The organism is Streptomyces sp. NPDC025833, from assembly GCF_055558055.1.
Genome location: NZ_JBVHNF010000008.1, coordinates 365,729 through 390,284, shown reverse-complemented (window position 1 = coordinate 390,284; position 24,556 = coordinate 365,729). Strand labels below are relative to the sequence as shown.

General features: G+C 70.6%; 24 protein-coding genes and 1 tRNA gene. 11 read left to right on the top strand and 14 right to left on the bottom strand.

The genetic code is table 11. The features are described 5' to 3' along the window. Positions 1-149: 149 nt before the first annotated feature. The gene (gene clpB / locus ACZ4K2_RS17035) at positions 150-2,747 is read right to left on the bottom strand and encodes an ATP-dependent chaperone ClpB (RefSeq protein WP_467468196.1); all 2,598 of its coding nucleotides are present in this window, start codon (positions 2,745-2,747) and stop codon (positions 150-152) included. A 147-nt stretch (positions 2,748-2,894) separates the two neighbouring features. On the opposite strand from clpB, the gene ACZ4K2_RS17030 reads away from it, so the two are divergent. Beyond that, positions 2,895-3,308 carry a TIGR03618 family F420-dependent PPOX class oxidoreductase gene (locus ACZ4K2_RS17030; protein WP_467468198.1) on the top strand — a complete coding sequence of 138 codons (414 nt, stop codon included), beginning with the start codon at positions 2,895-2,897 and terminating at the stop codon, positions 3,306-3,308. A gap of 139 nt (positions 3,309-3,447) precedes the next feature. On the opposite strand, the gene ACZ4K2_RS17025 is transcribed toward ACZ4K2_RS17030, so the two are convergent. Continuing rightward, positions 3,448-3,783, bottom strand: coding sequence for a hypothetical protein (locus ACZ4K2_RS17025; protein WP_467468200.1), 336 nt, complete (start codon positions 3,781-3,783; stop codon positions 3,448-3,450). 377 nt (positions 3,784-4,160) lie between these two features. Between ACZ4K2_RS17025 and ACZ4K2_RS17020 the strand changes: the two genes are divergently transcribed. Continuing rightward, positions 4,161-5,105 (top strand): helix-turn-helix transcriptional regulator, encoded by a 945-nt coding sequence (locus ACZ4K2_RS17020; protein WP_467468202.1) that lies wholly within the window; start codon positions 4,161-4,163, stop codon positions 5,103-5,105. A 92-nt stretch (positions 5,106-5,197) separates the two neighbouring features. Here ACZ4K2_RS17020 and ACZ4K2_RS17015 read toward each other — a convergent pair whose 3' ends face one another. After that, complete coding sequence (locus ACZ4K2_RS17015) at positions 5,198-6,241, bottom strand: helix-turn-helix transcriptional regulator (RefSeq protein ID WP_467468204.1); 1,044 nt, start codon at positions 6,239-6,241, stop codon at positions 5,198-5,200. Positions 6,242-6,424: 183 nt separating this feature from the next. Beyond that, positions 6,425-7,531 (bottom strand): sugar ABC transporter substrate-binding protein, encoded by a 1,107-nt coding sequence (locus ACZ4K2_RS17010; protein WP_467468206.1) that lies wholly within the window; start codon positions 7,529-7,531, stop codon positions 6,425-6,427. A gap of 229 nt (positions 7,532-7,760) precedes the next feature. Here ACZ4K2_RS17010 and ACZ4K2_RS17005 point away from each other — a divergent pair, with 229 nt between their 5' ends. Beyond that, on the top strand, positions 7,761-7,988 hold the full coding sequence (locus ACZ4K2_RS17005) for a hypothetical protein (RefSeq protein WP_467468208.1): 228 nt from the start codon (positions 7,761-7,763) through the stop codon (positions 7,986-7,988). Positions 7,989-8,187: 199 nt separating this feature from the next. Here the strand turns inward: ACZ4K2_RS17005 and ACZ4K2_RS17000 are convergent, their stop codons facing one another. The 5 genes from ACZ4K2_RS17000 to ACZ4K2_RS16980 form a co-directional block, all read right to left on the bottom strand. Further along, positions 8,188-8,640, bottom strand: a complete 453-nt coding sequence (locus tag ACZ4K2_RS17000; protein ID WP_467468210.1) for a heat shock protein transcriptional repressor HspR — start codon at positions 8,638-8,640, stop codon at positions 8,188-8,190. A gap of 4 nt (positions 8,641-8,644) precedes the next feature. Then, positions 8,645-9,811 (bottom strand): molecular chaperone DnaJ, encoded by a 1,167-nt coding sequence (gene dnaJ / locus ACZ4K2_RS16995; RefSeq protein WP_467468212.1) that lies wholly within the window; start codon positions 9,809-9,811, stop codon positions 8,645-8,647. A gap of 33 nt (positions 9,812-9,844) precedes the next feature. Further along, the gene (gene grpE, locus ACZ4K2_RS16990; RefSeq protein ID WP_467468214.1) at positions 9,845-10,498 is read right to left on the bottom strand and encodes a nucleotide exchange factor GrpE; all 654 of its coding nucleotides are present in this window, start codon (positions 10,496-10,498) and stop codon (positions 9,845-9,847) included. After that, the gene (gene dnaK / locus ACZ4K2_RS16985) at positions 10,495-12,342 is read right to left on the bottom strand and encodes a molecular chaperone DnaK (protein ID WP_467468215.1); all 1,848 of its coding nucleotides are present in this window, start codon (positions 12,340-12,342) and stop codon (positions 10,495-10,497) included. The genes grpE and dnaK overlap by 4 nt, the downstream gene beginning before the upstream one ends. A gap of 94 nt (positions 12,343-12,436) precedes the next feature. Next, positions 12,437-13,462 carry an MraY family glycosyltransferase gene (locus ACZ4K2_RS16980; RefSeq protein WP_467468217.1) on the bottom strand — a complete coding sequence of 342 codons (1,026 nt, stop codon included), beginning with the start codon at positions 13,460-13,462 and terminating at the stop codon, positions 12,437-12,439. A 203-nt stretch (positions 13,463-13,665) separates the two neighbouring features. Between ACZ4K2_RS16980 and ACZ4K2_RS16975 the strand changes: the two genes are divergently transcribed. Then, complete coding sequence (locus ACZ4K2_RS16975; protein ID WP_467468219.1) at positions 13,666-15,933, top strand: (Fe-S)-binding protein; 2,268 nt, start codon at positions 13,666-13,668, stop codon at positions 15,931-15,933. 109 nt (positions 15,934-16,042) lie between these two features. Here ACZ4K2_RS16975 and ACZ4K2_RS16970 read toward each other — a convergent pair whose 3' ends face one another. Continuing rightward, positions 16,043-16,369 (bottom strand): antibiotic biosynthesis monooxygenase family protein, encoded by a 327-nt coding sequence (locus tag ACZ4K2_RS16970; RefSeq protein ID WP_467468221.1) that lies wholly within the window; start codon positions 16,367-16,369, stop codon positions 16,043-16,045. Positions 16,370-16,522: 153 nt separating this feature from the next. Between ACZ4K2_RS16970 and ACZ4K2_RS16965 the strand changes: the two genes are divergently transcribed. After that, a complete protein-coding gene (locus ACZ4K2_RS16965; protein WP_467468223.1) occupies positions 16,523-17,560 on the top strand; it encodes a Yip1 family protein in 1,038 nt (345 codons plus the stop codon). Between the two features lie 60 nt (positions 17,561-17,620). Here the strand turns inward: ACZ4K2_RS16965 and ACZ4K2_RS16960 are convergent, their stop codons facing one another. The 3 genes from ACZ4K2_RS16960 to ACZ4K2_RS16950 form a co-directional block, all read right to left on the bottom strand. Then, entirely contained in the window at positions 17,621-18,124 is a 504-nt protein-coding gene (locus ACZ4K2_RS16960) for a phosphoribosyltransferase (protein WP_467468225.1), read from the bottom strand. A 13-nt stretch (positions 18,125-18,137) separates the two neighbouring features. Beyond that, positions 18,138-18,713 carry a dCTP deaminase gene (gene dcd, locus ACZ4K2_RS16955; protein ID WP_467468227.1) on the bottom strand — a complete coding sequence of 192 codons (576 nt, stop codon included), beginning with the start codon at positions 18,711-18,713 and terminating at the stop codon, positions 18,138-18,140. A 136-nt stretch (positions 18,714-18,849) separates the two neighbouring features. Next, positions 18,850-19,020, bottom strand: coding sequence for a hypothetical protein (locus ACZ4K2_RS16950; protein WP_467468843.1), 171 nt, complete (start codon positions 19,018-19,020; stop codon positions 18,850-18,852). A gap of 259 nt (positions 19,021-19,279) precedes the next feature. On the opposite strand from ACZ4K2_RS16950, the gene ACZ4K2_RS16945 reads away from it, so the two are divergent. From ACZ4K2_RS16945 to ACZ4K2_RS16925, 5 genes are all read left to right on the top strand, one after another. Then, positions 19,280-19,353, top strand: a tRNA-Gly gene (locus ACZ4K2_RS16945). A 328-nt stretch (positions 19,354-19,681) separates the two neighbouring features. Then, positions 19,682-19,885 carry a cold-shock protein gene (locus ACZ4K2_RS16940; RefSeq protein ID WP_028799214.1) on the top strand — a complete coding sequence of 68 codons (204 nt, stop codon included), beginning with the start codon at positions 19,682-19,684 and terminating at the stop codon, positions 19,883-19,885. 181 nt (positions 19,886-20,066) lie between these two features. Further along, positions 20,067-21,548: a DEAD/DEAH box helicase gene (locus tag ACZ4K2_RS16935; protein WP_467468229.1), complete on the top strand. Its 1,482-nt coding sequence runs from the start codon at positions 20,067-20,069 to the stop codon at positions 21,546-21,548. Between the two features lie 199 nt (positions 21,549-21,747). Further along, positions 21,748-21,984, top strand: coding sequence for a CBS domain-containing protein (locus ACZ4K2_RS16930; RefSeq protein ID WP_467468232.1), 237 nt, complete (start codon positions 21,748-21,750; stop codon positions 21,982-21,984). Positions 21,985-22,046: 62 nt separating this feature from the next. Beyond that, entirely contained in the window at positions 22,047-22,391 is a 345-nt protein-coding gene (locus tag ACZ4K2_RS16925; protein ID WP_467468234.1) for an SCO5918 family protein, read from the top strand. Positions 22,392-22,591: 200 nt separating this feature from the next. Here ACZ4K2_RS16925 and ACZ4K2_RS16920 read toward each other — a convergent pair whose 3' ends face one another. Further along, complete coding sequence (locus ACZ4K2_RS16920) at positions 22,592-22,966, bottom strand: hypothetical protein (protein ID WP_467468236.1); 375 nt, start codon at positions 22,964-22,966, stop codon at positions 22,592-22,594. Positions 22,967-23,606: 640 nt separating this feature from the next. Here ACZ4K2_RS16920 and ACZ4K2_RS16915 point away from each other — a divergent pair. Further along, positions 23,607-23,951: a MerR family transcriptional regulator gene (locus ACZ4K2_RS16915; protein WP_467468238.1), complete on the top strand. Its 345-nt coding sequence runs from the start codon at positions 23,607-23,609 to the stop codon at positions 23,949-23,951. Positions 23,952-24,556 lie beyond the last annotated feature (605 nt).

Genomic DNA, 24,556 nt, shown 5'->3' with positions numbered 1-24,556 from the left:
TTTTCTTGGGGGGGGGGGGGGTGTGGGGGTGGGGTGGGTGTGGGGGGGGGGGGGGGGGGGGGGGGGGGGGGGGGGGCGCCGGGGGGGGGGGGGGGGGGGCCCCCCGCCCGCCCCCCCCCCCCGGCCCCGCGCCGTTCACCGCCCGGGTGTCACAGCGTCTTGCCGGTCGCCGGTCCGACCAGCAGGCCCTCGCCGGAGCGGTCGACGCGGACCGTGTCGCCGTCCTTGATCTCACCGGACAGGATCTCCCTGGCGAGCCGGTCGCCGATGGCGCTCTGGACGAGGCGGCGCAGCGGCCGGGCGCCGTAGGCCGGGTCCAGGCCCTCCTCCGCCAGCCAGGCCAGCGCCTCGGGGGTGATCTCCAGGCTGAGCCGGCGCTCGGCCAGGCGCCGGCCGAGGCGGCCGATCTGGAGCTCCGCGATCCGCTCCAGCTCGGGCTTGGTCAGCGCCGAGAAGACGACCAGGTCGTCGAGGCGGTTGAGGAACTCCGGCTTGAAGGAGGCGCGGACCACCTCCAGCACCTGCTCCCGCTTCTCCGCCTCGCTGCTGATCGGGTCGACCAGGAACTGGCTGCCCAGGTTGGAGGTGAGCACCAGGATGGTGTTGCGGAAGTCGACCGTGCGGCCCTGGCCGTCGGTCAGGCGGCCGTCGTCCAGCACCTGGAGCAGGATGTCGAAGACCTCGGGGTGGGCCTTCTCCACCTCGTCCAGCAGCACGACGCTGTACGGGCGCCGCCGCACCGCCTCGGTGAGCTGGCCGCCCTCCTCGTAGCCGACGTAGCCGGGGGGCGCGCCGACGAGCCGGGCCACGCTGTGCTTCTCGCCGTACTCCGACATGTCGATGCGGACCATCGCCCGCTCGTCGTCGAAGAGGAAGTCCGCGAGCGCCTTGGCGAGTTCGGTCTTGCCGACACCGGTCGGGCCGAGGAAGAGGAAGGACCCGGTGGGCCGGTCGGGGTCGGCGACGCCGGCCCGGGAGCGCCGTACGGCGTCGCTGACCGCGCGCACGGCCTCGCCCTGGCCGATCAGCCGCTTGCCCAGCTCGTCCTCCATGCGCAGCAGCTTCTGCGTCTCGCCCTCCATCAGGCGGCCGGCCGGGATGCCGGTCCAGGCGGCCACCACGTCGGCGATGTCGTCGGAGCCGACCTCCTCCTTGACCATCGTGTCCGTGGCGGCCTGCTCCTCGGCCTGCGAGGCGGCCTCCAGCTCCTTCTCGAGCTGCGGGATCTCGCCGTAGAGCAGCTTGGCCGCGGTGTCGAAGTCGCCGTCGCGCTGGGCGCGTTCGGCCTGGCCACGCAGGTCGTCCAGCCGCTCCTTCAGCTCGCCGACCCGGTTGAGGGACTGCTTCTCCTTCTCCCAGCGGGCGGTGAGGCCGCGCAGCTCCTCCTCCTTGTCGGCGAGGTCGCGGCGCAGCTTCTCCAGGCGGGCGAGCGAGGCCGGGTCGGTCTCCTTGCCGATCGCCAGCTCCTCCATCTTCAGCCGGTCGACGGCGCGCTGGAGCTCGTCGATCTCGACCGGCGAGGAGTCGATCTCCATGCGCAGCCGGGAGGCGGCCTCGTCGACCAGGTCGATGGCCTTGTCCGGCAGGAAGCGGGAGGTGATGTACCGGTCGGAGAGGGTGGCGGCGGCGACCAGCGCGCTGTCGGCGATCTGCACCTTGTGGTGGGCCTCGTACCGGCCCTTCAGACCGCGCAGGATCGCGACGGTGTCCTCGACGGTCGGCTCGGCGACCAGCACCTGCTGGAAGCGCCGCTCCAGCGCCGGGTCCTTCTCGATCCGCTCGCGGTACTCGTCGAGCGTGGTCGCGCCGACCATGCGCAGCTCGCCGCGGGCCAGCATCGGCTTGAGCATGTTGCCCGCGTCCATGGCGGAGTCGCCGCCGGCGCCCGCGCCCACGACCGTGTGCAGCTCGTCGATGAAGGTGATGACCTGGCCGTCGGATTCCTTGATCTCGGCGAGGACGGCCTTGAGCCGCTCCTCGAACTCGCCGCGGTACTTGGCGCCGGCCACCATCGCGCCGAGGTCCAGCGCGACCAGCCGCTTGTCCTTCAGCGACTCGGGCACGTCCCCCTTGACGATCCGCTGGGCGAGCCCCTCCACGACGGCGGTCTTGCCGACGCCGGGCTCGCCGATGAGCACGGGGTTGTTCTTCGTACGGCGGCTCAGCACCTGCACGACCCGCCGGATCTCCTGGTCCCGTCCGATGACCGGGTCCAGCCGCCCCTCGCGGGCGGCGGCGGTGAAGTCGGTGCCGAACTTCTCCAGGGCCTTGTACTGGCCCTCGGGGTCGGCGGTGGTCACGCGGCGTCCTCCCCTGGCCTTCTTGAAGGCCTCCAGCAGCTTCTTCGCCCCGGCGCCCTGCCCGGAGAGCACCTCGCCGGCCTCGCCGCCCTTCGCGGCGACGCCGATCAGCAGGTGCTCGGTCGACAGGTACTCGTCGCCGAGGTCCTTCGCGCGCTCACCGGCGTCCGCGATCACGGCCAGCAGCTCACGGCTGGGCTGCGGGGGCGCCACGGTGGAGCCGGTCACGCTGGGCAGCGCGGCCAGGATCCGCTCGGCGCCCGCGCGCACGGCGGCCTGGTCGGCGTCGACGGCGGCGAGCAGGTCGGTGATGTTCTCGTTGTCCTGCCCCTGGAGCAGAGCCAGCAGCAGGTGGGCGGGGGTGAGGTCCGGGTGCCCCTCGGTCACGGCACGACTGCTCGCCGCGTTGATCGCGTCCCGGCTCCTGTTGGTCAGCTCGGCGTCCACGTTGTCCGTTCTCCTCCTCGGCCGCTTTTTCCGGTCTTCCCGGCACTTCGCACTGCCCCTCGCACTGCTGACTTAACCAGCGTACACAAAGTTGAGTCTATTCCGCTCAAGGTTCGGGCGGGAGCGCGCCGGGGTTAGGTTGCGCCCATGACGAGGCACTCCGTGGACCCGGTTTCCCCCGACGAGCCGTATCTCGCCTTCTGGCGGGAACGGCACCTGTGCACCCTGACGACCCTGCGGCCCGACGGCAGCCCGCACGTGGTGCCGGTGGGGGTGACGTACGACGCCGGGGCGCGGCTGGCCCGGGTGATCACCAGCGGCACCAGCGCGAAGGCCCGGTACGTGCGGGCGGCCGGGGCGGCGGGCGCCCGGGTGGCGGTGTGCCAGGTGGACGGCCGGCGCTGGGCGACGCTGGAGGGGCGGGCGCGCGTCCGCACGGAGCCGGAGCGGGTGGCGGAGGCGGAGCGGCGCTACACCGAGCGCTACACGCGCACGCCCCGCCAGAATCCGGCACGCGTGGTGATCGAGATCGAGGTGGAGCGCGCACTGGGCCACGGGTGAATATTTTCAGCCACCATGGAAGCGCGCCCATAGCGGGAGATGTCCCCGTAAAACTGCAGCGGCGTCACCGTGTTCAGGTCACGGTGACGCCGCTGCGGGGGGAAGCGCCTGAGCGATCTGTTACGACGGGGGAATCGCGTCAGGCACTGCGGGGGGTGGCCGAGATGGTGCTCAGGTCGGACTCCGCCGGCTCGTAGAGCCGGTGGTCCCGCTGGTCCAGGTTCACAAAGATCATTCCGTACCGGACGGCACATCGCACCGGCTGCGGCGCGCCACGCGGCTTGCGCAGGCACCGGAAGGCCCGTACGTCACCGTCCTCGTCCCGGGTGACGACGACCGGCTCGCCGAACACGGTCACCATCAGGGAGTCACCGCTGTGGGGGATGGCGGTGACCAGGTCGATGAAGTGCCAGCCGGACCGGTAGGCGGTGGCCATCTCACGGCGGAAGGAGCGGTCGTCGGGTGGAGTAGTCATCAGTCAGCCCCAAGTGGTGTCATCCGCACCATCGGGATGAGCCGCCCCGGTGTCGTGGACACCCACAGCGACCACCCGCGGAGCAATGCCCCAGGTGGTATCGGCCGCAGCGTCACGCTCTGCACCGGAGAGGCCACTCAGCGCGCCAATGGCCACAACGGTGGAGAAGGCGACGGCAAGCATCGACCGAAGCAATCTGTTGCGCATTTTCGGCTTCGTCCTCACTTGAAGGTCCCCTCTTCCCCCGTCGAACAAGACGATGTCTCATTTGGGCACGTCATGGCCACACGATCGGTGCATCATGTTCCTGCATGTTCAGGACCCTGGGGGGTGGAGATTTGACGACGAATCAGGCCAAAGTGGCCCATCCCCATGCGATGACCGAACTCTGCGAGGAGGGTAGCGGCCTCTACGCCAGGGCGCTGCGCATGGGACGGATCGCCCGCTCCGACGCGGAGGCGGCCCCCTGCCTCATGGAGTTCGCCCTGCTCCAGCCGGATCCCGACGACGCGGGCTGGCTGCGCCCCACCCCTCCCTCGGTTGCCCTCGCCCAGCGGCTCAACCCGATCGAACGCGAGATCTCCGAGCGCAGGCGGCTGTCGGTCGAACTGGCCGCGGCCTTCGAGCCGTTCATGACGCTCAGCGCCCAGGACACGGCGAGCACCCACGCCATATCCGTGCTGGAGGGCCTGGACCGCATCAACGCGGCGCTCGACGTCGCCACGGCCGCGTGCCGGTCCGAGGTGCTCACCGTGCAGCCCACCAGCCGCCGCCTGGAGCACACCCTGCTCCAGGGCCTGGAGCGCGACCGGCCGCTCCTCGAACGCGGGGTGCGCATCAAGACCCTGTACCAGCACACGGCCCGCTACAGCCCCGAGACCCTGGGGTACGTCGCCCAGTTCTCCGTCGGCAAGGTGGAGTACCGCACCATCGACGAACTGGTGGAACGGCTCATCATCTGCGACGAGACCGTCGCCTTCATACCCGTCCGCGACGACCGCCAGGTCGCGCTGGAGCTCCGGCACCCCGGACTCGTGCGCTACCTGATCAAGGTGTTCGAGTTCATGTGGGCCCGCGCGGTGCCGCTGAGCACCGGCGCCCCCTACGAGACCGCGCCCGACGGCATCACCGAGATCCAGCACTCCATCGCCAAGCTCCTCGTCGAGGGCCTCGTGGACGAGGCCATCGCCCGCCGCCTCGGCATGAACGTCCGCACCTGCCGCGCCCACATCGCCAAGCTGGCCACCGCCCTCGGCAGCGGCAGCCGCGCCCAGCTCGGCTACCTGATCGCCCAGTCCGGCATCCTGGACCGGGACCAGTGACACGCCGGGCGGACCAGTGACACGCCGGGCGGACCGGTGCCCGCCCGGCGTGCGCGCGCCGGCGGTGCGGGCCGCGCCGCGGCCCGGGCGCCTCAGCGGGCGGGCGGGGGCTCCAGGTCCCGCGCGGTGAGCGCGGCGCCCGGCAGGGGCGGGCGGTGGCCGTCCAGGCCGACCTGGGCGATGCGGACGCCGAGCTGGGTGCGGCTGGCCGCGCCGAGCGTCTCCGACAGGCGGGCGATGTGGGCCCGGCAGGTGCGCACGCTGATGCCGAGCCGCTCGGCGATCACCGCGTCCTGGTGCCCCTCGGCGAGCAGCGCCGCGATGGACTGCTCCCGGTGCGAGATGCCCTCGATGCCGGTGTCGGGGAGCGCGGCGGTGAGCGGGATCGCCAGCCGCCACAGCCGCTCGAAGACCGTCACCAGGTAGCCGACCAGGGCCGGGTGGCGCAGTTCCAGGGCCATCGTGCGGTCGGCGTTGGCGGGGACGAAGGCCACCGTGCGGTCGAAGAGGATGAGCCGGTCGATGACCTCGTCGAGGGTGCGGGCCTCCACCGTGTCCCCCATCAGTTCGAGGTAGTTCAGCAGCCCCTGCCCGTGCCGGGCCACGTGCGTGTAGAGGTCGCGCATGCGCACGCCCCGGCCGCGCAGGGCGAGCGCCCGGTGCAGTCCCTCGGTGAGTTCCGCCTCGCGCCGGATGCCGCCGGGCTGCACGGTGAGCACCTCGGTGGTGCACGCCTCGGTCGCCTCGTCCATCGCGGCCTGGATCCGGGAGAGCCCGTCCAGGACCCGGATCGAGCTGCCCTCGGCGGGTGCCGCCGGCGCGTTGAGCTGCCGGCCCAGGCCCGCGTACCGCTCGAAGGCGGCCACCGCCGAGCCCACCCGCCGCTGGCTCTCGCTGACCTCGTCGTGGACCCCGCGCAGCAGCCGGGTCATGACCTCCTGCGGGGACGTCGGCACCAGCCAGTCCATGTCGTCGGGGTCGGGGTGCAGCAACGCCAGCTCCAGCAGGCAGGGGACGTGCTCGGCGTCCGTGCGCGACACCCGCCCCCCGCGCACGGCACGGGTGTACAACCGGTCGCCGGCGCCGCACAGCCGGTCGGCGCCGTGAGGATGCTCATCCGCCCCACGCCCGGCCATCGCCCATTCCACCCCCGGTGTGCCGCCACTTCCGCAGCGCAACTATGCGCGGCACCGACCGGGTCCGCAACACGGCTCCTTCCCCGCGGGCGCCCGGGAGATGCCGCCGCGCCCCGGTTCACCGGGGCTCCGGCCCGCGCTCCGCGCCGGGACGGGGTGGCGGGCGGGCGGTGTCCGCGGGGGCTACCCGAGGCCGAGCGCGGCGCAGGCGTCCTTGTACCTGGCGGTGCAGATCTCGTCCACCGAGTAGATGCCGTCGGCGACGACCGTGTCCTTGACGTTGTGCCGGGTCAGCGCGCGGACCTGGACCAGCCTGGACGGGATGTCCTTGAGGGTGGGGCTGTCGGCCCGGTCCTGGGTGAGGGCGTCGAACTGGATGTCCTTGCCCTGGACCTTGGTGAGGGCGATCTGCGCGGCGGCCTCGGCCTCGTCCGGGTAGGACTTGTAGACGCTCATGTACTGCTCGCCGGCCACGATCCGCTGCACCGCGTCCAGTTCCGCGTCCTGGCCGGTGATCGGGGGCAGCGTGGCGACGCCGGCCGCCTTCAGCGCCTTGATGACGCCGCCGGCCATGCCGTCGTTGGCGGAGTAGATACCGGCGATGCCGTCCTTGCCGATCTCCTGGATCGCCTTGGCCATGTCGGCCTCGGCGTTCTCCGGCTTCCAGTCCGCGGTGTCGAAGCTCGCGGCGATCGTCACCTTGCCGTTGAGCTGGGAGAGGGCGCCCTCCTTGAACTGCCTGGAGTTCGGGTCGGTGGGCGAGCCGTTCATCATGACGATCTTGTCGGACTTGCCGGCGTCCGGCCCGAGCGCCTCCAGCAGGGAGCGGCCCTGCACCTCGCCGACCAGCTCGTTGTCGAAGGAGATGTAGGCGTCGATCGGGCCCTCGGCGAGGCGGTCGTAGGCGATGACCGGGATGCCCGCGTCCTTGGCCTTGCGCACCCCGTCGGCGACGGCGTGCGCGTCCACCGCGTCGAGCAGGATGACGTCGACCTTGCTGTCGATCATGTTCTGGAGCTGCTCGGCCTGCCGGGCGGCGCTCGCGTCGGCGTTGGCGTACTCGACCTTGCCCCGCTTGCTGGTGAGTTCGGCGACCTTGCTCTTGATGATGGGGAAGTCGAACTTGCCGTAGCGGGAGTTCGCCTTCTCCGGCAGCAGCAGGCCCACCGTGATGTCGTCGCCCTTGGTCGGGCTCACGCTCGCGCTGTCCCCCGTCGCGTTCAGCGCGCCGCAGCCGGCGAGCGAGAGGGTCATCGTGGAGGCGGCCACGGACAGGGCGATACGACGCATTCGGGGGCTCACTTCAGGTGCGTTGCGGACCCGGGCGCTGCGGTACGGCCCAGGTGTCTGAAAAGACAACGCGGCGGCCGCACTCGGCGTCAAGGAGAAGCGCTTAACGAGTGCGCAACGCCACGCCGGGGGGCATATGTGGAGGTTGCGCGAAACCACCTGCAACAACTCTTTACGACCCGTCCACGTAAAGGAAGTTCACGGGCCGGCAAAGATCCGTATAAACCGGATGTTCCGCCACGAGTCGGGGACGGAGGCGCTCCCGCGCCCCCCTTCCGACTCGATCAGAGGTGCGAATGATCCCAGCCAGACGCGCGACCGCCACGGCCGTCGCGCTCGCCGCGTCTGCTCCGCGTACGAGGCCGCCTGGCTGCCGCCCGGCACCACCTCCCACCGCTACGACACCGTCGCGAACGGCGAGGAGCGCTGCTTCTTCGTGGACGCGTACGACACGTGAGGCAACTCCCGCTACCGGACGACCGGCGAGGCCGACGTGGTCGTCGCCACCGAGGCGGGCACCCCGGAGCCGGACGGGCCCTCGTCCCCGGCCCGCGCCGGCCGGCACCAGCGGAACCGGGCCGCCGGGACATGACGGGCGGGACATGACGAGAGGGGCCCGGAATCCGGGCCCCTCCTCGCGTGCGCGTCCGCGCGCGTCAGTCGTGCTGCTGCTGCCGCTTCGGCCGCCACACCACCAGCGCGCTGGTCTGCTGGACCTCCTGGTACGGCACCAGGTCGCGCCGGTAGGAGGCGTGCACGGCGGCCTCGCGCTGCTGCATGGCCGCCGCCGCGCCGTCCAGGGCCGCCTCCAGCTCCGCGATGCGGGACTGGAGCGCGACGACCTGGTTCTCCAGCTCGATGATGCGCTTGATGCCGGCCAGGTTGATGCCCTCGTCCTGCGACAACTGCTGCACCTGGCGGAGCAGTTCGATGTCACGGGCCGAGTACCGGCGGCCCCGGCCCGCGGTGCGGTCCGGGGAGACCAGGCCCAGGCGGTCGTACTGGCGCAGCGTCTGCGGGTGCAGACCGGAGAGCTGGGCCGCCACCGAGATGACGTAGACCGGGGTCTCCTGGGTCAGTTCATACGGATTACGCCGACGGCCGTCCATTCTCTCAGGCTCCCTTCGCGGCCTCGAACAGCTCCGCCCGCGGATCCTCGCCCGCGGTCACCTCGCGATACGCCTCCAGCGCGTCACGAGCCTTCCCCGACAGGTCCGTCGGCACACGCACCTCCACGGTGACCAGCAGATCGCCGCGGGTGCCGTCCTTGCGGACCGCGCCCTTGCCGCGCGCCCGCATGGTCCGTCCGTTCGGCGTGCCGGGCGGCAGCTTCAAGGTGACGGCCGGGCCACCGAGGGTGGGCACCCGCACCTCGCCGCCGAGCGCCGCCTCGGCGAACGTCACCGGCACGGTGACGGTGAGGTTGTCGTCCTTGCGCCCGAACACCGGGTGCTCCCCGACGTGCACGACCACGTACAGGTCGCCCGACGGGCCGCCCCGCTCGCCGGGCGCGCCCTTGCCGCGCAGCCGGATGCGCTGGCCGTCGGTCACCCCCGCGGGGATGCGGACCTGCATGGTCCGCGACGACTTGGCGCGCCCGCTGCCCTTGCAGTCCGCGCAGGGGTGCTCGGCGATCAGGCCCCGGCCCTTGCAGTCGGGGCAGGGGTCCGTGAGCGAGAAACCGCCCCCGGAGCCCCGCGCGACCTGCCCGGTGCCGACGCAGGTCGGGCACACCCGCGGCGTGCCGTTCTTGTCGCCGGTGCCCGAACACGCCTTGCAGGGCGCCTGGGAGGACATCCGCAGGGGCACCGTGGCGCCCTCGATGGCCTCCGTGAAGCTCAGCGTGACCTCGGACTCGATGTCCTGGCCCCGCCGGGGCTGGGTACGCGGGCCCGCGGTGCCGCCGCGGTTGAACAGGCCCCCGAAGACGTCACCGATGCCGCCGCCGAAGCCTCCGCCCTGGGCGTTGCCCCCGAAGAGGTCACCCAGGTCGAAGTTGAAGGAGCCGCCGGCCGCGCCCGGCCCGGGGCGGAAGCCCCCGTTGCCGAACAGCGCGCGCGCCTCGTCGTACTCCTTGCGCTTCTTGGGGTCGCCGAGGATGTCGTTCGCCTCGGAGATCTCCTTGAAGCGCTCCTCGGCCTTGACGTTGCCCTTGTTGGCGTCCGGGTGGAACTCGCGGGCGAGCTTCCGGTACGCCTTCTTGATCTCGGCCTCGGTGGCGTCCTTGGGGACGCCGAGGACCTTGTAGTAGTCCTTCTCGATGAAGTCCTTGGTGCTCATCCCCGACGTCCCTCCTTCCGTCCGTCGTCGACGTCAGCCCTCCTCCGGGCCACCGTTCTCCTTGTCGTCGGCCGCGTCGTCCTCGTCGGCACCCTCGGCCTTGACGGTCTGCGCGCCGGGCTGCGGTTCGGCGACGGCCACCCGCGCGGGGCGGATGATGCGCTCGCCGATGCGGTACCCGGGCTGCAGGATCGCCACGCAGGTCGTCTCGGTGACGTCCGGCGCGTAGCTGTGCATCAGGGCCTCGTGGATGGTCGGGTCGAAGGGCTCGCCCTCCTTGCCGAACTGCTGGAGGCCCAGCTTTGCCGCGACGGTCTCCAGCGACTCGGCCACCGACTTGAAGCCGCCGACCAGTTCGCCGTGTTCCCGTGCGCGGCCGATGTCGTCGAGCACCGGCAGCAGCTCGGTCAGGAGGTTCGCGATGGCGACCTCCCGGACCGCGACCCGGTCGCGGTCGACGCGGCGGCGGTAGTTCTGGTACTCGGCCTGGAGTCGCTGGAGGTCCGCGGTGCGTTCACCCAGCGCCGTGCGCACCTGGTCCAACTGCGCGACCAGACCGGCGTTGTCGTTCGCGTCCCCGGCCGGGGCCGCCTCCTCCTCGGAGGCGGCCTTCGGCTCGGCGTCGTCGGAGGTGGCGCCGGAGGGGACGTCGGGCTTCTCCTCGAAGCCCGGGGTCTCCTCCGTCACGCGGCACCGTCCTTGCGCTCGTCGTCCACGATCTCGGCGTCCACGACGTCGTCGTCCGCCTTGGCCTGGCCGGCCCCGGCGTCACCGGCTCCGCCCGCGGCCTGCGCGCCCTGGGCGTCGGCGTACATGGCCTGGCCCAGCTTCTGCGAGACGGCCGCGACCTTCTCGGTGGCGGTGCGGATGCCGGCGGTGTCCTCGCCCTTGAGGGCTTCCTTCAGCTCGCCGACGGCGCTCTCGACCTCGGTCTTGACCTCGCCGGGGACCTTGTCCTCGTTGTCCTTGAGGAACTTCTCGGTCTGGTAGACGAGCTGCTCGCCCTGGTTGCGGACCTCGGCGGCCTCGCGGCGCTTGTGGTCCTCCTCCGCGTAGCGCTCGGCCTCCTCGCGCATGCGGTCGACCTCGTCCTTCGGCAGCGAGGAGCCGCCGGTGACGGTCATCTTCTGCTCCTTGCCCGTGCCCAGGTCCTTCGCGGTCACGTGCATGATGCCGTTGGCGTCGATGTCGAAGGAGACCTCGATCTGCGGGACGCCGCGCGGCGCCGGCGGCAGACCGGTCAGCTCGAACATGCCGAGCTTCTTGTTGTAGGCCGCGATCTCGCGCTCGCCCTGGTAGACCTGGATCTGCACGGACGGCTGGTTGTCCTCGGCCGTGGTGAAGATCTCGGAGCGCTTGGTCGGGATCGTGGTGTTGCGCTCGATCAGCTTGGTCATGATGCCGCCCTTGGTCTCGATGCCGAGGGACAGCGGGGTGACGTCGAGCAGCAGGACGTCCTTGACCTCACCCTTGAGGACACCGGCCTGGAGCGAGGCGCCGATGGCGACGACCTCGTCCGGGTTCACGCCCTTGTTGGCCTCCTTGCCGCCGGTCAGCTCCTTGACGAGCTCGGCGACGGCGGGCATGCGGGTGGAGCCGCCGACGAGGACGACGTGGTCGATCTCGTTGATCGAGATGCCGGCGTCCTTGATGACGTTGTGGAACGGCGTCTTGCAGCGGTCCAGCAGGTCCGAGGTGAGCTGCTGGAACTGGGCGCGGGTGAGCTTCTCGTCCAGGTGCAGCGGGCCCTCGGCGGACGCGGTGATGTAAGGCAGGTTGATCGAGGTCTCCGTGGAGGAGGACAGCTCGATCTTCGCCTTCTCCGCGGCCTCGCGCAGCCGCTGCAGGGCCATCTTGTCCTTGGACAGGTCCACGCCGTGACCGGACTGGAACTGCTTGACCAGGTAGTCGACGACGCGCTGGTCCCAGTCGTCACCGCCGAGGTGGTTGTCGCCGTTGGTGGCCTTCACCTCGACGACGCCGTCGCCGATCTCCAGGAGGGACACGTCGAAGGTGCCGCCACCGAGGTCGAAGACGAGGATCGTCTGGTCGTCCTTGTCGAGGCCGTACGCCAGCGCGGCGGCGGTCGGCTCGTTGACGATGCGCAGGACGTTCAGACCCGCGATCTCACCGGCCTCCTTGGTGGCCTGGCGCTCGGAGTCGTTGAAGTAGGCCGGGACGGTGATGACCGCGTCGGTCACCTTCTCGCCCAGGTACGCCTCGGCGTCCCGCTTCAGCTTCTGCAGGATGAACGCGGAGATCTGCTGCGGGTTGAAGGGCTTCCCGTCCAGCTCGATCTTCCAGTCGGTGCCCATGTGGCGCTTGACCGAGCGGATGGTCCGGTCCACGTTCGTGACCGCCTGGCGCTTGGCCACCTCGCCGACGAGCACCTCGCCGTTCTTGGCGAAGGCGACGACGGACGGCGTGGTCCTGGCGCCCTCGGCGTTGGTGATGACGGTGGGCTCGCCGCCCTCCAGAACGCTGACGACGGAGTTAGTCGTGCCCAGGTCGATGCCGACCGCACGTGCCATGGTTGATTCCTCCAGCTGACTTGAGTGGAACAGGCTCAAGTGTGCCTGAGGAGATTCCCGGGGTCAAGAGACCTGAGCCGGATCGGCTCAAGTCTTATCCGCTCCTTACGCGCAAGTGGCCGCTGACCTGCGTGGATGCCGTCGGCCGGGGCGGCTGGACCGGGTGCCGGAGGAGGACGAGCACCAGAACGGTGAGGGCCACACCACCGGCCACCCACCACGCGGTCCCGCTCCCGGTCCATCCCGTGTGCACCAGTACCCCCACGAGCACCGACGAAAAGGACGCGGCCCCGAGCAGCACCACCGCCCCCGGCGGGGTCGGCCCGAACCGCCGCAGCCGGTGCGCGAGGTGGTCCGGCCCCCGCCTGAGCAGCGGGCGCCTCGCCACCCCCCGGGCGACGACCACGAGCAGGGTGTCCGCGACGGCCACGGCGCCCAGGCAGAAGGCCACCGCCGCGCTGGGCCCCAGTGGGTACCCCGCGCGCGTGAAGACGACGGCGGAGGAGAGCAGGAACCCCGTGAACAGCGAGCCGCACGCGCCCAGGCCGATGCGCGCGGGGTGCCAGTTGTGCATCAGGAACCCGGTGAGGGCGGCGGCGACCACGCTGAGCAGCACGGCCAGCCCGTCCATCACCTCGGCGGCGGCACAGGCGCCCACGCCGAAGGCGGTGACCACCCCGACCGTCCCGGCCAGCCCGTCGGCGTGGTCGAGCCCCTTGAAGGCGAGGGAGGCGAGAGCGATCCAGCCCACGGCCAGCAGCCCGCCGGGCACGCCCGTCTCGTCGTACGGCACCACGAACGCCGCCGCCACGACCGTCCCGGCGACGAGCACGCGCGTGCGCAGCCGCCACACGTCGGCCACCAGTCCCAGCCCGGCGACCGCGGCGGCGACCGTGAGGAGCCGCCCGACCCCGTCCCCCAGCGGCGCCACCCGGCTCCACTGGCCCACCCCGGCGACCAGGCAGGTGACGACCACGACGGCGAGTCCGCCGAGGAGGGGCAGGGGCCGCTGCCGGCGCCGGTCGAGGACCCCCGCCCGGAGGGCGGGCACCCGGAGCACCGCCGCGAGCACGGCGGCGAGGAGCAGGGCGGCGGTGGCGGCGGTGATCCCGTAGAGCACGCCTCCAAGGTAGGCGTGAATGGGGCGAATCGGTATGAATAACACGATCTGGTTGTCCGGCGGCGACCCATATCACCCCGCGACCTGCTGCATCCCGAAGGAAGATAGGGGTAGTCTCAGACGGACTGCATAAGTTACCGCTTAGTAATGTCCGTCAGCTCAAGACAGCTCGTGTTCAGACCGAGGCCGCCTCAGGAGCCCCAATGCAACTCGCCGCGATCATCGTGTCGCTGGTCCTGATCGTGGTCGGCGTGGCACTGTTCGGCCGCGCCCTCCTGCAGATCTACAACTTCCACCGGCTGGGCCAGCCCGTGCCGGCCGGCACCCGGACCGACGATCCCGCGCAGCGCACCCTCACCGTGGCCCGGGAGTTCCTCGGCCACACCCGGATGAACCGCTGGGGCGTCGTCGGCGTGGCGCACTGGTTCGTGGCGGTGGGCTTCTTCTCCCTGCTGCTGACGATCGTCAACGCCATCGGGCAGCTCTTCGAGGCGGACTGGATCCTGCCGGTCATCGGCGACTGGGCACCGTACAACGTCTTCGTCGAGTTCCTCGGCACGATGACGACGCTCGGCATCCTCGTGCTGATCGTCATCCGCCAGCTCAGCAAGCCGAACAAGCCGGGCCGCAAGTCCCGCTTCGCCGGCTCCAACTTCGGCCAGGCGTACTTCGTCGAGGCCGTCATCCTCATCGTCGGCGTCTGCATCTTCATGCTGCACGCCCTCGAAGGCGCCCAGCACCACGTCGACGGCTACGAGGCGTCGTTCTTCATCTCGTACCCGGTCGTCGCCTGGCTGCGCGGCATGGACACCTCCACGCTGCAGAACCTCACCTACCTCTTCGCCGGCCTGAAGATCGCGACCTCCTTCATCTGGATGATCACGGTCGCCCTGAAGACCGACATGGGCGTGGCCTGGCACCGCTTCCTCGCCTTCCCGAACATCTGGTTCAAGCGCGACGCCCGCGGCGGCACCGCCCTGGGCGCCCTGCTGCCGATGACGTCCGGCGGCAAGCCGATCGACTTCACCGACCCCGGCGACGACGACGTCTTCGGCGTCTCCCAGGTCGAGCAGTTCTCCTGGAAGGGCCTGCTGGACTTCTCCACCTGCACCGAGTGCGGCCGCTGCCAGTCGCAGTGCCCCGCCTGGAACACCGGCAAGCCGCTCTCCCCCAAGCTGCTGATCATGTCGCTGCGGGACCACGCGCACGCCAAGGCGCCCTACCTGCTGGCCGGCGGCGGCAAGTCGATGGAGGGCGAGGAGAAGGCGAGCGAGGAGCAGCTCAAGGACGTGCCCGCGGCCGCGCTGGCCGAGGCCGAGCGCCCGCTGATCGGCACCGCCGAGGAGAACGGCGTCATCGACCCGGACGTCCTGTGGTCCTGCACCACCTGCGGCGCCTGCGTCGAGCAGTGCCCGGTGGACATCGAGCACGTCGACCACATCGTCGACATGCGCCGCTACCAGGTGATGATCGAGTCGGCGTTCCCGTCCGAGGCGGGCACGATGCTCAAGAACCTGGAGAAGAAGGGCAACCCCTGGGGCCTGGCGAAGAAGCAGCGCCTGGAGTGGACCAAGGAGGTCGACTTCGAGGTCCCGGTCGTCGGCAAGGACATCGAGGACCTCTCCGAGGTCGAGTACCTGTACTGGGTCGGCTGCGCCGGCGCCCTGGAGGACCGGGCGAAGAAGACCACGAAGGCCTTCGCCGAGCTGCTGCACATCGCGGGCGTGAAGTTCGCCATCATGGGCGGCGACGAGAAGTGCACCGGTGACTCCGCCCGCCGCCTCGGCAACGAGCCGCTGTTCCAGGAACTCGGCATGGAGAACGTCGCCGCGCTGAACATGGCCTTCGGCGAGGACGACGAGGACGAGTCGACGAAGAAGCCCAAGTCGGCCAAGAAGATCGTCGCCACCTGCCCGCACTGCCTCAACACGCTCGGCAACGAGTACCCGCAGCTCGGCGGCGACTACGAGGTCATCCACCACACCCAGCTCCTCCAGCACCTGGTGGACGAGGGCAAGCTGATCCCGGTGACGCCCGTCGAGGGCATCATCACCTACCACGACCCCTGCTACCTGGGCCGCCACAACAAGATCTACACGCCCCCGCGCGAGATCATCGGCAAGGTCCCGGGCCTGCGCAACGAGGAGATGCACCGCCACAAGGAGCGCGGCTTCTGCTGCGGCGCCGGCGGCGCGCGGATGTGGATGGAGGAGCGGATCGGCAAGCGCATCAACAACGAGCGCGTCGACGAGGCCCTCTCCCTCAACCCCGACATCGTCTCCACCGCCTGCCCGTTCTGCCTGGTCATGCTGACCGACTCGGTCAACGGCAAGAAGAACGACGGCAAGGCCAAGGAGTCCGTCCAGGTCGTGGACGTCGCCCAGCTCCTGCTGGACTCGGTCCGGACGCCGGCCGACCCGGCGGGCGAGGCCGCGGACGAGAGCGCACCGGAGCCGGAACCGGTGAAGTGAGAACGGTGACGCGCGGCCGGCCCCGGTGACGTGACCGGCCGCGCGGCGGACCCGACGGCGCCCCCTGACCCGCACAGGCAGGGGGCGCCGTCGTGTGCGCCCGCGCCGCCTACACGTTCTTCGGCGCGGCCTGCTGCACCACCTCGAAGGACCACAGGGTGGAGCCGGACGCCGCCGGCTTCGGGCGCTCGCCGCCCTCGCCGCCGCCCTGGTGCGCGGACTTCATCGGACCCTCCATCCACGCCTGGAACGACTCCTCGTCCCGCCAGCGCGTGTACACGAGGTACTGGTCGGTGCCCTCCACCGGCCGCAGCAGCTCGAACCACTCGAAGCCGTCGGAGTTCTCCACCGCGTGGGCCCGCGAGGCGAACCGCTTCTCCAGCACCTCCCGCTGTTCGGCGGGCACGGTCAGCACGTTGATCTTCACTACGCTCATGGACCCATCCTGACCCACGCCGGCGCCGTTCCCGGCAGCCGGGCGGGCCGCCGTCCACCGAGAGGACCAGTGACCGGCCGCGCCGCCCCGCGGACCAAACCCCGGGGACACCCCGAGGAACCCCCGGAGCCGCCGCTGACGGCCCCTTAGGGGATGTCACAGGTCGGCCGCAATGCCCGGCCCGGAACGCCGGGCCCGGCCCACCGGCCGTCAGGACCGGGTACGTTCGATGACGTGGCTGGATTCAGGATCGGACGCGGGGGCCGGGACGACCGCACCCCCCAAGGACAGCAGGCGCCCCAGGGACCGTCGTACGGGCGCGGGCACGGACCCGCTCAGCCCGGGGGGCCGTCGTACGGTCAGCCGCCGTACGGGGGCACGGGCCCGGCGGGCCCCTCGTACGGCTACCCCTCGGCGCCGCAGCCGCCGTACCCGCAGCAGGGCGGGCCGCAGTACGGCTACCCCGGGCCCGCCGACGACGGGCCGGAGTACTTCGGCGACGGCGGCCACCCCGGGCACGGCACGCCGGACCCGTACGCGGCCGACCAGCCGGGCCACACCCAGGCGTTCTCGATCGACGAGGCCGCCGGCTACACCCAGGGCGCGACCTACCACGCCGGCTCGGCCGCCGCGCCCGCCGGCCCCGTGGGCCCGCCCCTGCACTGGAAGGAACTGCTCAAGGGGGTCGTCCTCTCCCCCGACCAGACCTTCCTGCGCATGCGGGACTACACGATGTGGATCCCCGCCCTCGTCGTGACCTTCCTGTACGGCCTGCTCGCCGTCTTCGGCTTCGACGGCGCCCGCGAGGACGCGATCAGCGCGACGCTGTCCAACGCGGTGCCGATCGTGCTGGTGACGGGCGTCGTGATGGTGCTGGGCCTGTTCGTCCTGGGCGTGGTGACCCACAGCCTGGCCCGCCAGCTCGGCGGTGACGGCGCCTGGCAGCCCACGGTGGGCCTGTCCATGCTGATCAGCGCCCTCACGGACACGCCCCGCCTGGTCTTCGCCATGTTCCTCGGCGGCGACGCCGGCTTCGTGCAGATCCTCGGCTGGGCCACCTGGATCGGCGCGGGCGCCCTGCTCACCCTGATGGTCTCCCGCTCCCACGACCTGCCCTGGCCGAAGGCCCTGGGCGCGTCGGCGATCCAGCTGATCGCCCTGCTGTCGATCGTGAAGCTGGGCACGTTCTAGCCTCACGACACACGGAAGGGCCCCCGGCGGACGACCGCCGGGGGCCCTTCCCATGTCCGCCTAGGCGTCGAGAACCTGCCCCGCACGCCGCACGACGGGAGGCAGGACACTCCACGGGAAGTTGATCCAGTCATCGGTCCGCTTCCATACGTACTCGCACTTCACGAGGGAGTGCGACTTCTCGTAGACCACCGCGGAGCGCACCTCGGCGACGGTGTCGAGGCAGAAGTCCCGCACCAGCTTCAGGGTCTTGCCGGTGTCCGCGACGTCGTCGGTGATCAGCACCTTCTTGTCGGAGAAGTCGATCACGTTCGGCACGGGCGCGAGCATGACCGGCATCTCCAGCGTGGTGCCCACACCGGTGTAGAACTCCACGTTCACCAGGTGGATGTTCTTGCAGTCGAGGGCGTACGCCAGCCCGCCCGCCACGAACACCCCGCCGCGCGCGATGCTCAGCACGATGTCGGGCACGTACCCGTCGTCGGCGATGGTCTGCGCCAGCTCGCGGATGGCGACCCCGAACCGGTCGTAGGTCAGGTTCTCCCGCACGTCTGCGTCGGTCATGTCGTCGTAGCCCTCACACCTGGGTCCGATGGAAATTGAGATAGGACCGCGAGGCGGTCGGCCCGCGCTGCCCCTGGTACCGGGAGCCGTGGCGCTCGCTGCCGTACGGCGACTCGGCGGGCGAGGACAGCCGGAACATGCACAGCTGCCCGATCTTCATCCCCGGCCACAGCTTGATGGGGAGCGTGGCGAGGTTGGAGAGTTCGAGGGTGACATGCCCGCTGAACCCGGGGTCGATGAACCCGGCGGTGGAGTGCGTGACCAGCCCGAGCCGCCCGAGCGAGCTCTTCCCCTCCAGCCGCGAGGCCAGGTCGTCGGGGAGCGTGATGACCTCGTAGGTGGAGGCCAGCACGAACTCGCCGGGGTGCAGGATGAACGGCTCATCGCCCTCGGGCTCGACCAGCCGCGTCAGGTCGGCCTGCTCGACGGAAGGGTCGATGTGGGGGTACCGGTGATTCTCGAACACCCGGAAGTACCGGTCCAGTCGTACGTCGATGCTGGACGGCTGCACCATGGATTCGTCGTAGGGATCGATCCGCACCCGCCCGGCGTCGATCTCGGCCCGGATGTCCTTGTCTGAGAGAAGCACGTAGCGAGGATACGCAAGGCGCGCGGGGCCATCGCAATCACGACGGCTCCGCGCGCCCGCTGTCACACTCCGACTACAGCCGGTCCCTGACCTCCCCGTTCACCGCCCGGATCCCTCGGTACCGCCCTTGCCGCCGCTACCGCTTCTCCATGACCACGGGCACCGCGCTGCGGAGCCGGGCGCACCGCGGGCACCGCACGAGCCGGCCGGGGCCGAGCCGCCCGGCCTTCTGCATCGGGAACGAAGCGGTGCTGAAGACGTGCCCGTCCGCGCAGCGGACGACGGTGCGTTCCATCAAGTCCCTCAAGTCCCTTCCCCAGGAGCCGCGTCCGGCGGTTCTACCCGAACGCCAAAAGCCACATTACGGGATCAAAGAGACGACTCTGCAGGCGGCACTCCAGCCTCTCACGGCGCCCCCACGGTACGCCCCGACTCAGGCCTCCCGCAGCCGGATGCCACCCCGGGCCGGACTCAAACCCATCGGCTTCCGAGCACCCGGGGTCTGGGATGATGTACAGTGAGCGAGCGTTCGGACGGGGGTCCACCGAGGCCATGTCCGTACATACGCGGGTGTAGTTTAATGGTAGAACATCAGCTTCCCAAGCTGAGAGCGCGAGTTCGATTCTCGTCACCCGCTCCACGAGAAACCCCCAGGTCAGAGACCCGGGGGTTCTTTTGTTTTCTGTGACGCCCCAAGCGAATCGGCCTGGGTGTTCGGTCGAGTCCGTCTGCTGCCGGAGGGCAATATCTGTATCCGTGAAATGAGAAATAGGTCTGGGGTATGACGAGTATTCCTCGACCGCCCGACGGAGGGGAATTATCGACCGTGCAGGACCGATCGCACCGTGCTACTGTCGTCATCAGTTGCAGGTGTGGTTGCCAGAAGGTTTTTCCGACGGCTGATCATCACGGCGACACGGAATGCGCACAGGGCGTATTCCCGATACCGCCTCCGAAGGAGAAAAAACATGGCTACTGGCACCGTGAAGTGGTTCAACGCGGAAAAGGGCTTCGGCTTCATCGAGCAGGACGGCGGCGGCGCCGACGTCTTCGCCCACTACTCGAACATCGCCACCCAGGGCTTCCGCGAACTGCTGGAGGGCCAGAAGGTGTCGTTCGACATCGCGCAGGGCCAGAAGGGCCCGACGGCCGAGAACATCGTTCCCGCCTGACACACCGGCACGGCCGCATACTTCGCAGCTGGGGCCCGCACCTTGGGGTGCGGGCCCCAGCTCGCTTCACTCCCAGGGTGATTCTCCCCTGTCGTTTTTCGGCCCGTTCTCGTGATTCTCTGCGCCGCTCATTCTGCTGCGGAAATTCCTTGATACGCGCCCGCATCGAGGAAGGTTCCGCATGAACCGCACACGTACCACTCGCGCACGCGGCAATCGCACGTACGACCGCTTCGGAGGAAGCGCCGCCGCGGGCCGCTCCGGCGTTCCGCGCCGCTCCACCGGTCACGGAAACCGACCGCCCGCGGGGGGCGAGTTCGCGCCGCCGAAGACGGTCACGCCCGCGTTGCCCGCCGTCGAGGCATTCGCCGATCTCGCCATGCCGGCGCCGTTGCTGACCACGCTCGGCCACGAAGGCGTGACCGTACCGTTCCCCATCCAGGCGGCCACCCTGCCGAACTCCCTGGCCGGCCGCGACGTGCTCGGTCGCGGCCGCACCGGGTCGGGCAAGACCCTCGCCTTCGGCCTCGCGGCACTGGCCCGTACGGCGGGCCGGCGCGCCGAGCCGCGCCGGCCACTGGCGCTGGTCCTCGTCCCCACCCGTGAGCTGGCCCAGCAGGTCACCGACGCCCTCGCTCCCTACGCCCGCTCCGTGAGCCTGCGGCTCGCCACCGTCGTCGGCGGAATGTCCATCGGCAGGCAGGCCGGCGCGCTGCGCGCCGGTGCGGAGGTGGTCGTAGCGACGCCCGGTCGGCTCAAGGACCTCATCGACCGGGGCGACTGCCGGCTCGACGACGTCGGCATCACGGTGCTCGACGAGGCCGACCAGATGACCGACATGGGCTTCATGCCCCAGGTCACCGCCCTGCTCGACCAGGTGCGCCCCGAGGGCCAGCGGATGCTGTTCTCGGCCACCCTGGACCGCAACGTCGACCTGCTGGTCCGCCGCTACCTGACCGACCCGGTGGTGCACTCCGTCGACCCGTCGGCCGGTGCCGTCACCACGATGGAGCACCACGTACTCCACGTGCACGACGCCGACAAGCACCGCACGACCACCGAGATCGCGGCCCGGGACGGCCGGGTCATCATGTTCCTGGACACCAAGAACGCCGTGGACCGGCTGACCAAGCACCTGCTGAACAGCGGTGTCCGCGCCGCGGCCCTGCACGGCGGCCGGTCCCAGCCGCAGCGCACCCGGACCCTGGCGCAGTTCAAGAACGGTGACGTCACCGTCCTGGTGGCCACCAACGTCGCGGCTCGCGGCATCCACGTCGACAACCTCGACCTGGTCGTCAACGTCGATCCCCCCAGCGACCACAAGGACTACCTGCACCGTGGCGGCCGTACGGCCCGCGCCGGGGAATCCGGCAGCGTCGTCACCCTGGTGACCCCCGGCCAGCGCCGCGACATGACCCGGCTGATGGCATCGGCCGGCATCACCGCGCGCGTCACCCCGGTCCGCTCGGGCGAGGCGGAACTGAGCCGGATCACAGGCGCCCAGGCACCTTCGGGGGTTCCCGTGGTCATCACCGCGCCCGTCGTGGAACGCACCCGCCGCGCTTCCGCATCCTCCCGGGGCCGCACCGGCCGGGGCCGACCCGCCGGCGCGGGGGCGCGCCGACGGGGACAGCGGCTGTCCGGGAAAGATGCGGCTGCCTGATCGGCGCGGTCCCCGGAGCCCTTCGGCCTGCCCGAGAGCCGCCCTGGTCTCCCGGGACCGCACGGGCCGCCCAGCCGACCATCCCCTACCGAAGGAGACACCCTTGAGGCCATCGCCGACGCAGCACCGTGCGCCCGGTCCCGCTCCCGTGACCGCGGTAGAGGACACCGAGAGGCACGGCCCTCGGGTGTGTGACGACATGACCGTCGAGGTGGCTCTGGCCATCATGGCGGGCGCCCGGGTCGAGTACCTGACCGTGTGCGACGGGGACGACGAGAGCACGGGTCTGGTCACCCGGACCGGACTCGCCGTTGTCCGCGACAGTTCGGCGTACACGGACCGGATCCGTCTGCGGGACGTCCGCGACGGACCACTGTCCTCGCCCGTCATCGGCGAGTACGGTCGGATGCCGGGCGCACCCGCCCTCTCGTACTGAATCCGTCTCGCCCCGGCCGGCTCGTTCTCCTTCTCCCCGCGAATTCTCTCCTGTGAGGCACCATGCGCTGTGTCATCGCCCGGTACCCGTTCGACCTGACCAGGACAGGGGTGCTGGCCTCCATGAAGGGCGTCAGGCCCGGGCTCGTCACGGGTGCGTCCGTGACCATCGGCCGCCGCCGCTACCCGGTCAAGCAGGTGGGCCAGGTCATCACACGACAGGACCCCCGTGACTTCACCGCCGGTGAAGTCGTGCGGGCCATGACGCGTCTCGGCTTCACCTGCCACGACCGCCCCGAGGGCGTGCCCGTGGGCGTGCCCGCGGGCGTGCCCACGGGCGTGGATGGACCCACTGCCCTGCAAACCGCGTCCGCACTGCTCGGCGGCACCGGGCCCGTGGCCGTGTGAGCACGGGCGGGAAACCGCCCCCAGGATCCCGGTGGGGGGGCGGGCGGCCCGCGGGGGGGGGGGCCCCCCCCCCCCGGGGGGCGGCCCCCGCCGGGGGGGGCCCCCCCCCCCGGGGGGGCGCCCGCCCCCCCACCGCCGTGTCGCCGTCCGCGCCGTGCGCTCGGAACCCGCCTGCCGGGCAACGGGGCGGAGACCGCGTCTCACCGGTCGAAGTGGATGAGGTCTCCTACGGTCCATGCGCTGACGTCCTTGATCGCGACTCGGTACATACCGCCCGTCTCCGGGATCCCGAGGCTGCCCTGCAGGATCCGGGCGAGATGGAAGTGCAGGTGCGTGGGCGCCTCACCGCGACCGGGACGGTTCCCTCGCGGAGCGCGGACGAAGACGTCCGAGAACGGGCCGAGACGGTCCGAGTCCTTCAGGACCTCCGCCACCCGCTCCCTCCACACAGCCTCGGGAGCGAGCCGGCCGGTGATGACGGCACCACCTACGACCACGGTCAACGACATCTGATTGCTTCGCTCGGACTCCACTGCGGCGGAGATGGCGACGAGCAGCTCATCAGGGTTCGACATGACAGCAGAGCTTATGCGGCCCACCACTCGGACCGGCAACCGCCCGTGGGTGAAGCGGTCGGGCGCTCGGCGGAAGGCGGCTCCCGCCATCCGGCGAGGCCCGATCGCGGGCGGACTCCTCCTTCCACCAGGAGACTGAATCTACTTTTGTACGAGTAGATTTTCGCTCCCGGCATGGGTATGGTTCTTCTCGTAGACATGGTCGATGGGACCCGCCAGACACGAACTGGCGGGTGGTTGAGCGCCAAACATGCAGGTCAGTGCGGCTCTTGAGCCTCGAAGCCAGAGTGTTACCAGAACGGTGACGGGGCGGAGAGCCGCACTGGGCGGCTCGCACGTCGAGGAGCTGCCGAGGGCAGTACCAGCTCACTCAGTGGTTGGTCCGGAGAGGGACGGAGGAGCAGACGCCATCAGGATCACCCGGTCCGAGAAGACCTCGGTCCGGGTACCGCAAGACCCCGGAATGGATGGTGGTCCCCGGTCAAGCAGCTACGATCCCCCCGCACCCGCCTCTGCCGGGCCGGGTAGCGGAAACAGAAGGTCGGCACAGCAGTAGGGCCGACAGATGGTGTTGAATTCCTTCGGGGCCCTGGTGCCGTACGGCACCAGGGCCCCTCGACGCGTTGCACAGCGAGGTGACATGACATCGGACAACCCCCTGAATGATCGTCTGGACGACGACGACTACCCCGCATACACGATGGGCCGGGCGGCCGAGTTGCTCGGCGCCACCCCGGCCTTCCTCCGGGCCATCGGTGAGGCCCGTCTGATCACCCCGCTCCGCTCGGAGGGAGGACATCGCCGGTACTCCCGCTACCAACTGCGGATCGCCGCGCGCGCCCGCGAACTCGTCGACAAGGGGACTCCGATCGAGGCGGCGTGCCGCATCGTCATCCTGGAGGACCAGCTCGAGGAAGCTCAGCGCATCAACGCCGAGTACCGCCGTGCCGCCAGCGAATCGGCGGGCAGTGCCGGCTCCGGCTGAACACGTGGGCCCGGGTCGCAACCGGAACGCCGTCTGACCGAAGGACGTCCTTCGACACCGTGCCCACAGCCCTCAAGGGCGGACAACCACGGTCGACAGCGGAGTGATCCTGCGCCCCCAGGCACCATGCCGGAGTACGAACGCACAGCTCAGAGGCCATGCCGCCGCCCAAGCGCCGTCGCTTCCCAAGCTTCAGGCGCGCGTTCGATCCTCGTCGTCCCTTCCGCGATCAAGGCCCAGGTCAACGACCGGGGCCTGCTTGTCGTGCCGGGGGGGGATCAGTGGCCACGTGCCAGAAGTGCGCCCGGCAGGCCGCCGACGACGTGGCCGGGTTCACCGGCTGACCGGCGGCCGGGTGCGGAGCCGAGGCTCCGGCAGATCCAGGGCCTCCTCCCACCGGAAGCCGTCCGCGCCGCCACCCGCCTTCGGCCGGCGGGGCTGCGCACGATCTCACCCGCGCTGAACACGGACGCTTCCGACCAGGCAGGGGAGCGACTGCGTGAGAACCGCATCGCCACGAGACGCGCCCGGTTGCGGGCGGAGGCGTGCACGGTGTCGGTGACGCATGCCGGTAGCCGGATCACCTGGTTGATCCGGCCGGTGCT

Bases quoted from the DNA above. Each gene is read 5' to 3' on its own strand.
- ACZ4K2_RS17030 (WP_467468198.1), top strand. From the start codon at position 2,895: ATGACGAGGCACTCCGTGGACCCGGTTTCCCCCGACGAGCCGTATCTC.
- ACZ4K2_RS17025 (WP_467468200.1), bottom strand. From the start codon at position 3,783: ATGACTACTCCACCCGACGACCGCTCCTTCCGCCGTGAGATGGCCACC.
- ACZ4K2_RS17020 (WP_467468202.1), top strand. From the start codon at position 4,161: ATGACCGAACTCTGCGAGGAGGGTAGCGGCCTCTACGCCAGGGCGCTG.
- ACZ4K2_RS17015 (WP_467468204.1), bottom strand. From the start codon at position 6,241: ATGGCCGGGCGTGGGGCGGATGAGCATCCTCACGGCGCCGACCGGCTG.
- ACZ4K2_RS17010 (WP_467468206.1), bottom strand. From the start codon at position 7,531: ATGCGTCGTATCGCCCTGTCCGTGGCCGCCTCCACGATGACCCTCTCG.
- ACZ4K2_RS17005 (WP_467468208.1), top strand. From the start codon at position 7,761: ATGTTCCGCCACGAGTCGGGGACGGAGGCGCTCCCGCGCCCCCCTTCC.
- ACZ4K2_RS17000 (WP_467468210.1), bottom strand. From the start codon at position 8,640: ATGGACGGCCGTCGGCGTAATCCGTATGAACTGACCCAGGAGACCCCG.
- dnaJ (WP_467468212.1), bottom strand. From the start codon at position 9,811: ATGAGCACCAAGGACTTCATCGAGAAGGACTACTACAAGGTCCTCGGC.
- dnaK (WP_467468215.1), bottom strand. From the start codon at position 12,342: ATGGCACGTGCGGTCGGCATCGACCTGGGCACGACTAACTCCGTCGTC.
- ACZ4K2_RS16975 (WP_467468219.1), top strand. From the start codon at position 13,666: ATGCAACTCGCCGCGATCATCGTGTCGCTGGTCCTGATCGTGGTCGGC.
- ACZ4K2_RS16970 (WP_467468221.1), bottom strand. From the start codon at position 16,369: ATGAGCGTAGTGAAGATCAACGTGCTGACCGTGCCCGCCGAACAGCGG.
- ACZ4K2_RS16965 (WP_467468223.1), top strand. From the start codon at position 16,523: ATGTCACAGGTCGGCCGCAATGCCCGGCCCGGAACGCCGGGCCCGGCC.
- ACZ4K2_RS16960 (WP_467468225.1), bottom strand. From the start codon at position 18,124: ATGACCGACGCAGACGTGCGGGAGAACCTGACCTACGACCGGTTCGGG.
- ACZ4K2_RS16940 (WP_028799214.1), top strand. From the start codon at position 19,682: ATGGCTACTGGCACCGTGAAGTGGTTCAACGCGGAAAAGGGCTTCGGC.
- ACZ4K2_RS16935 (WP_467468229.1), top strand. From the start codon at position 20,067: ATGAACCGCACACGTACCACTCGCGCACGCGGCAATCGCACGTACGAC.
- ACZ4K2_RS16930 (WP_467468232.1), top strand. From the start codon at position 21,748: ATGACCGTCGAGGTGGCTCTGGCCATCATGGCGGGCGCCCGGGTCGAG.
- ACZ4K2_RS16925 (WP_467468234.1), top strand. From the start codon at position 22,047: ATGCGCTGTGTCATCGCCCGGTACCCGTTCGACCTGACCAGGACAGGG.
- ACZ4K2_RS16920 (WP_467468236.1), bottom strand. From the start codon at position 22,966: ATGTCGAACCCTGATGAGCTGCTCGTCGCCATCTCCGCCGCAGTGGAG.
- ACZ4K2_RS16915 (WP_467468238.1), top strand. From the start codon at position 23,607: ATGACATCGGACAACCCCCTGAATGATCGTCTGGACGACGACGACTAC.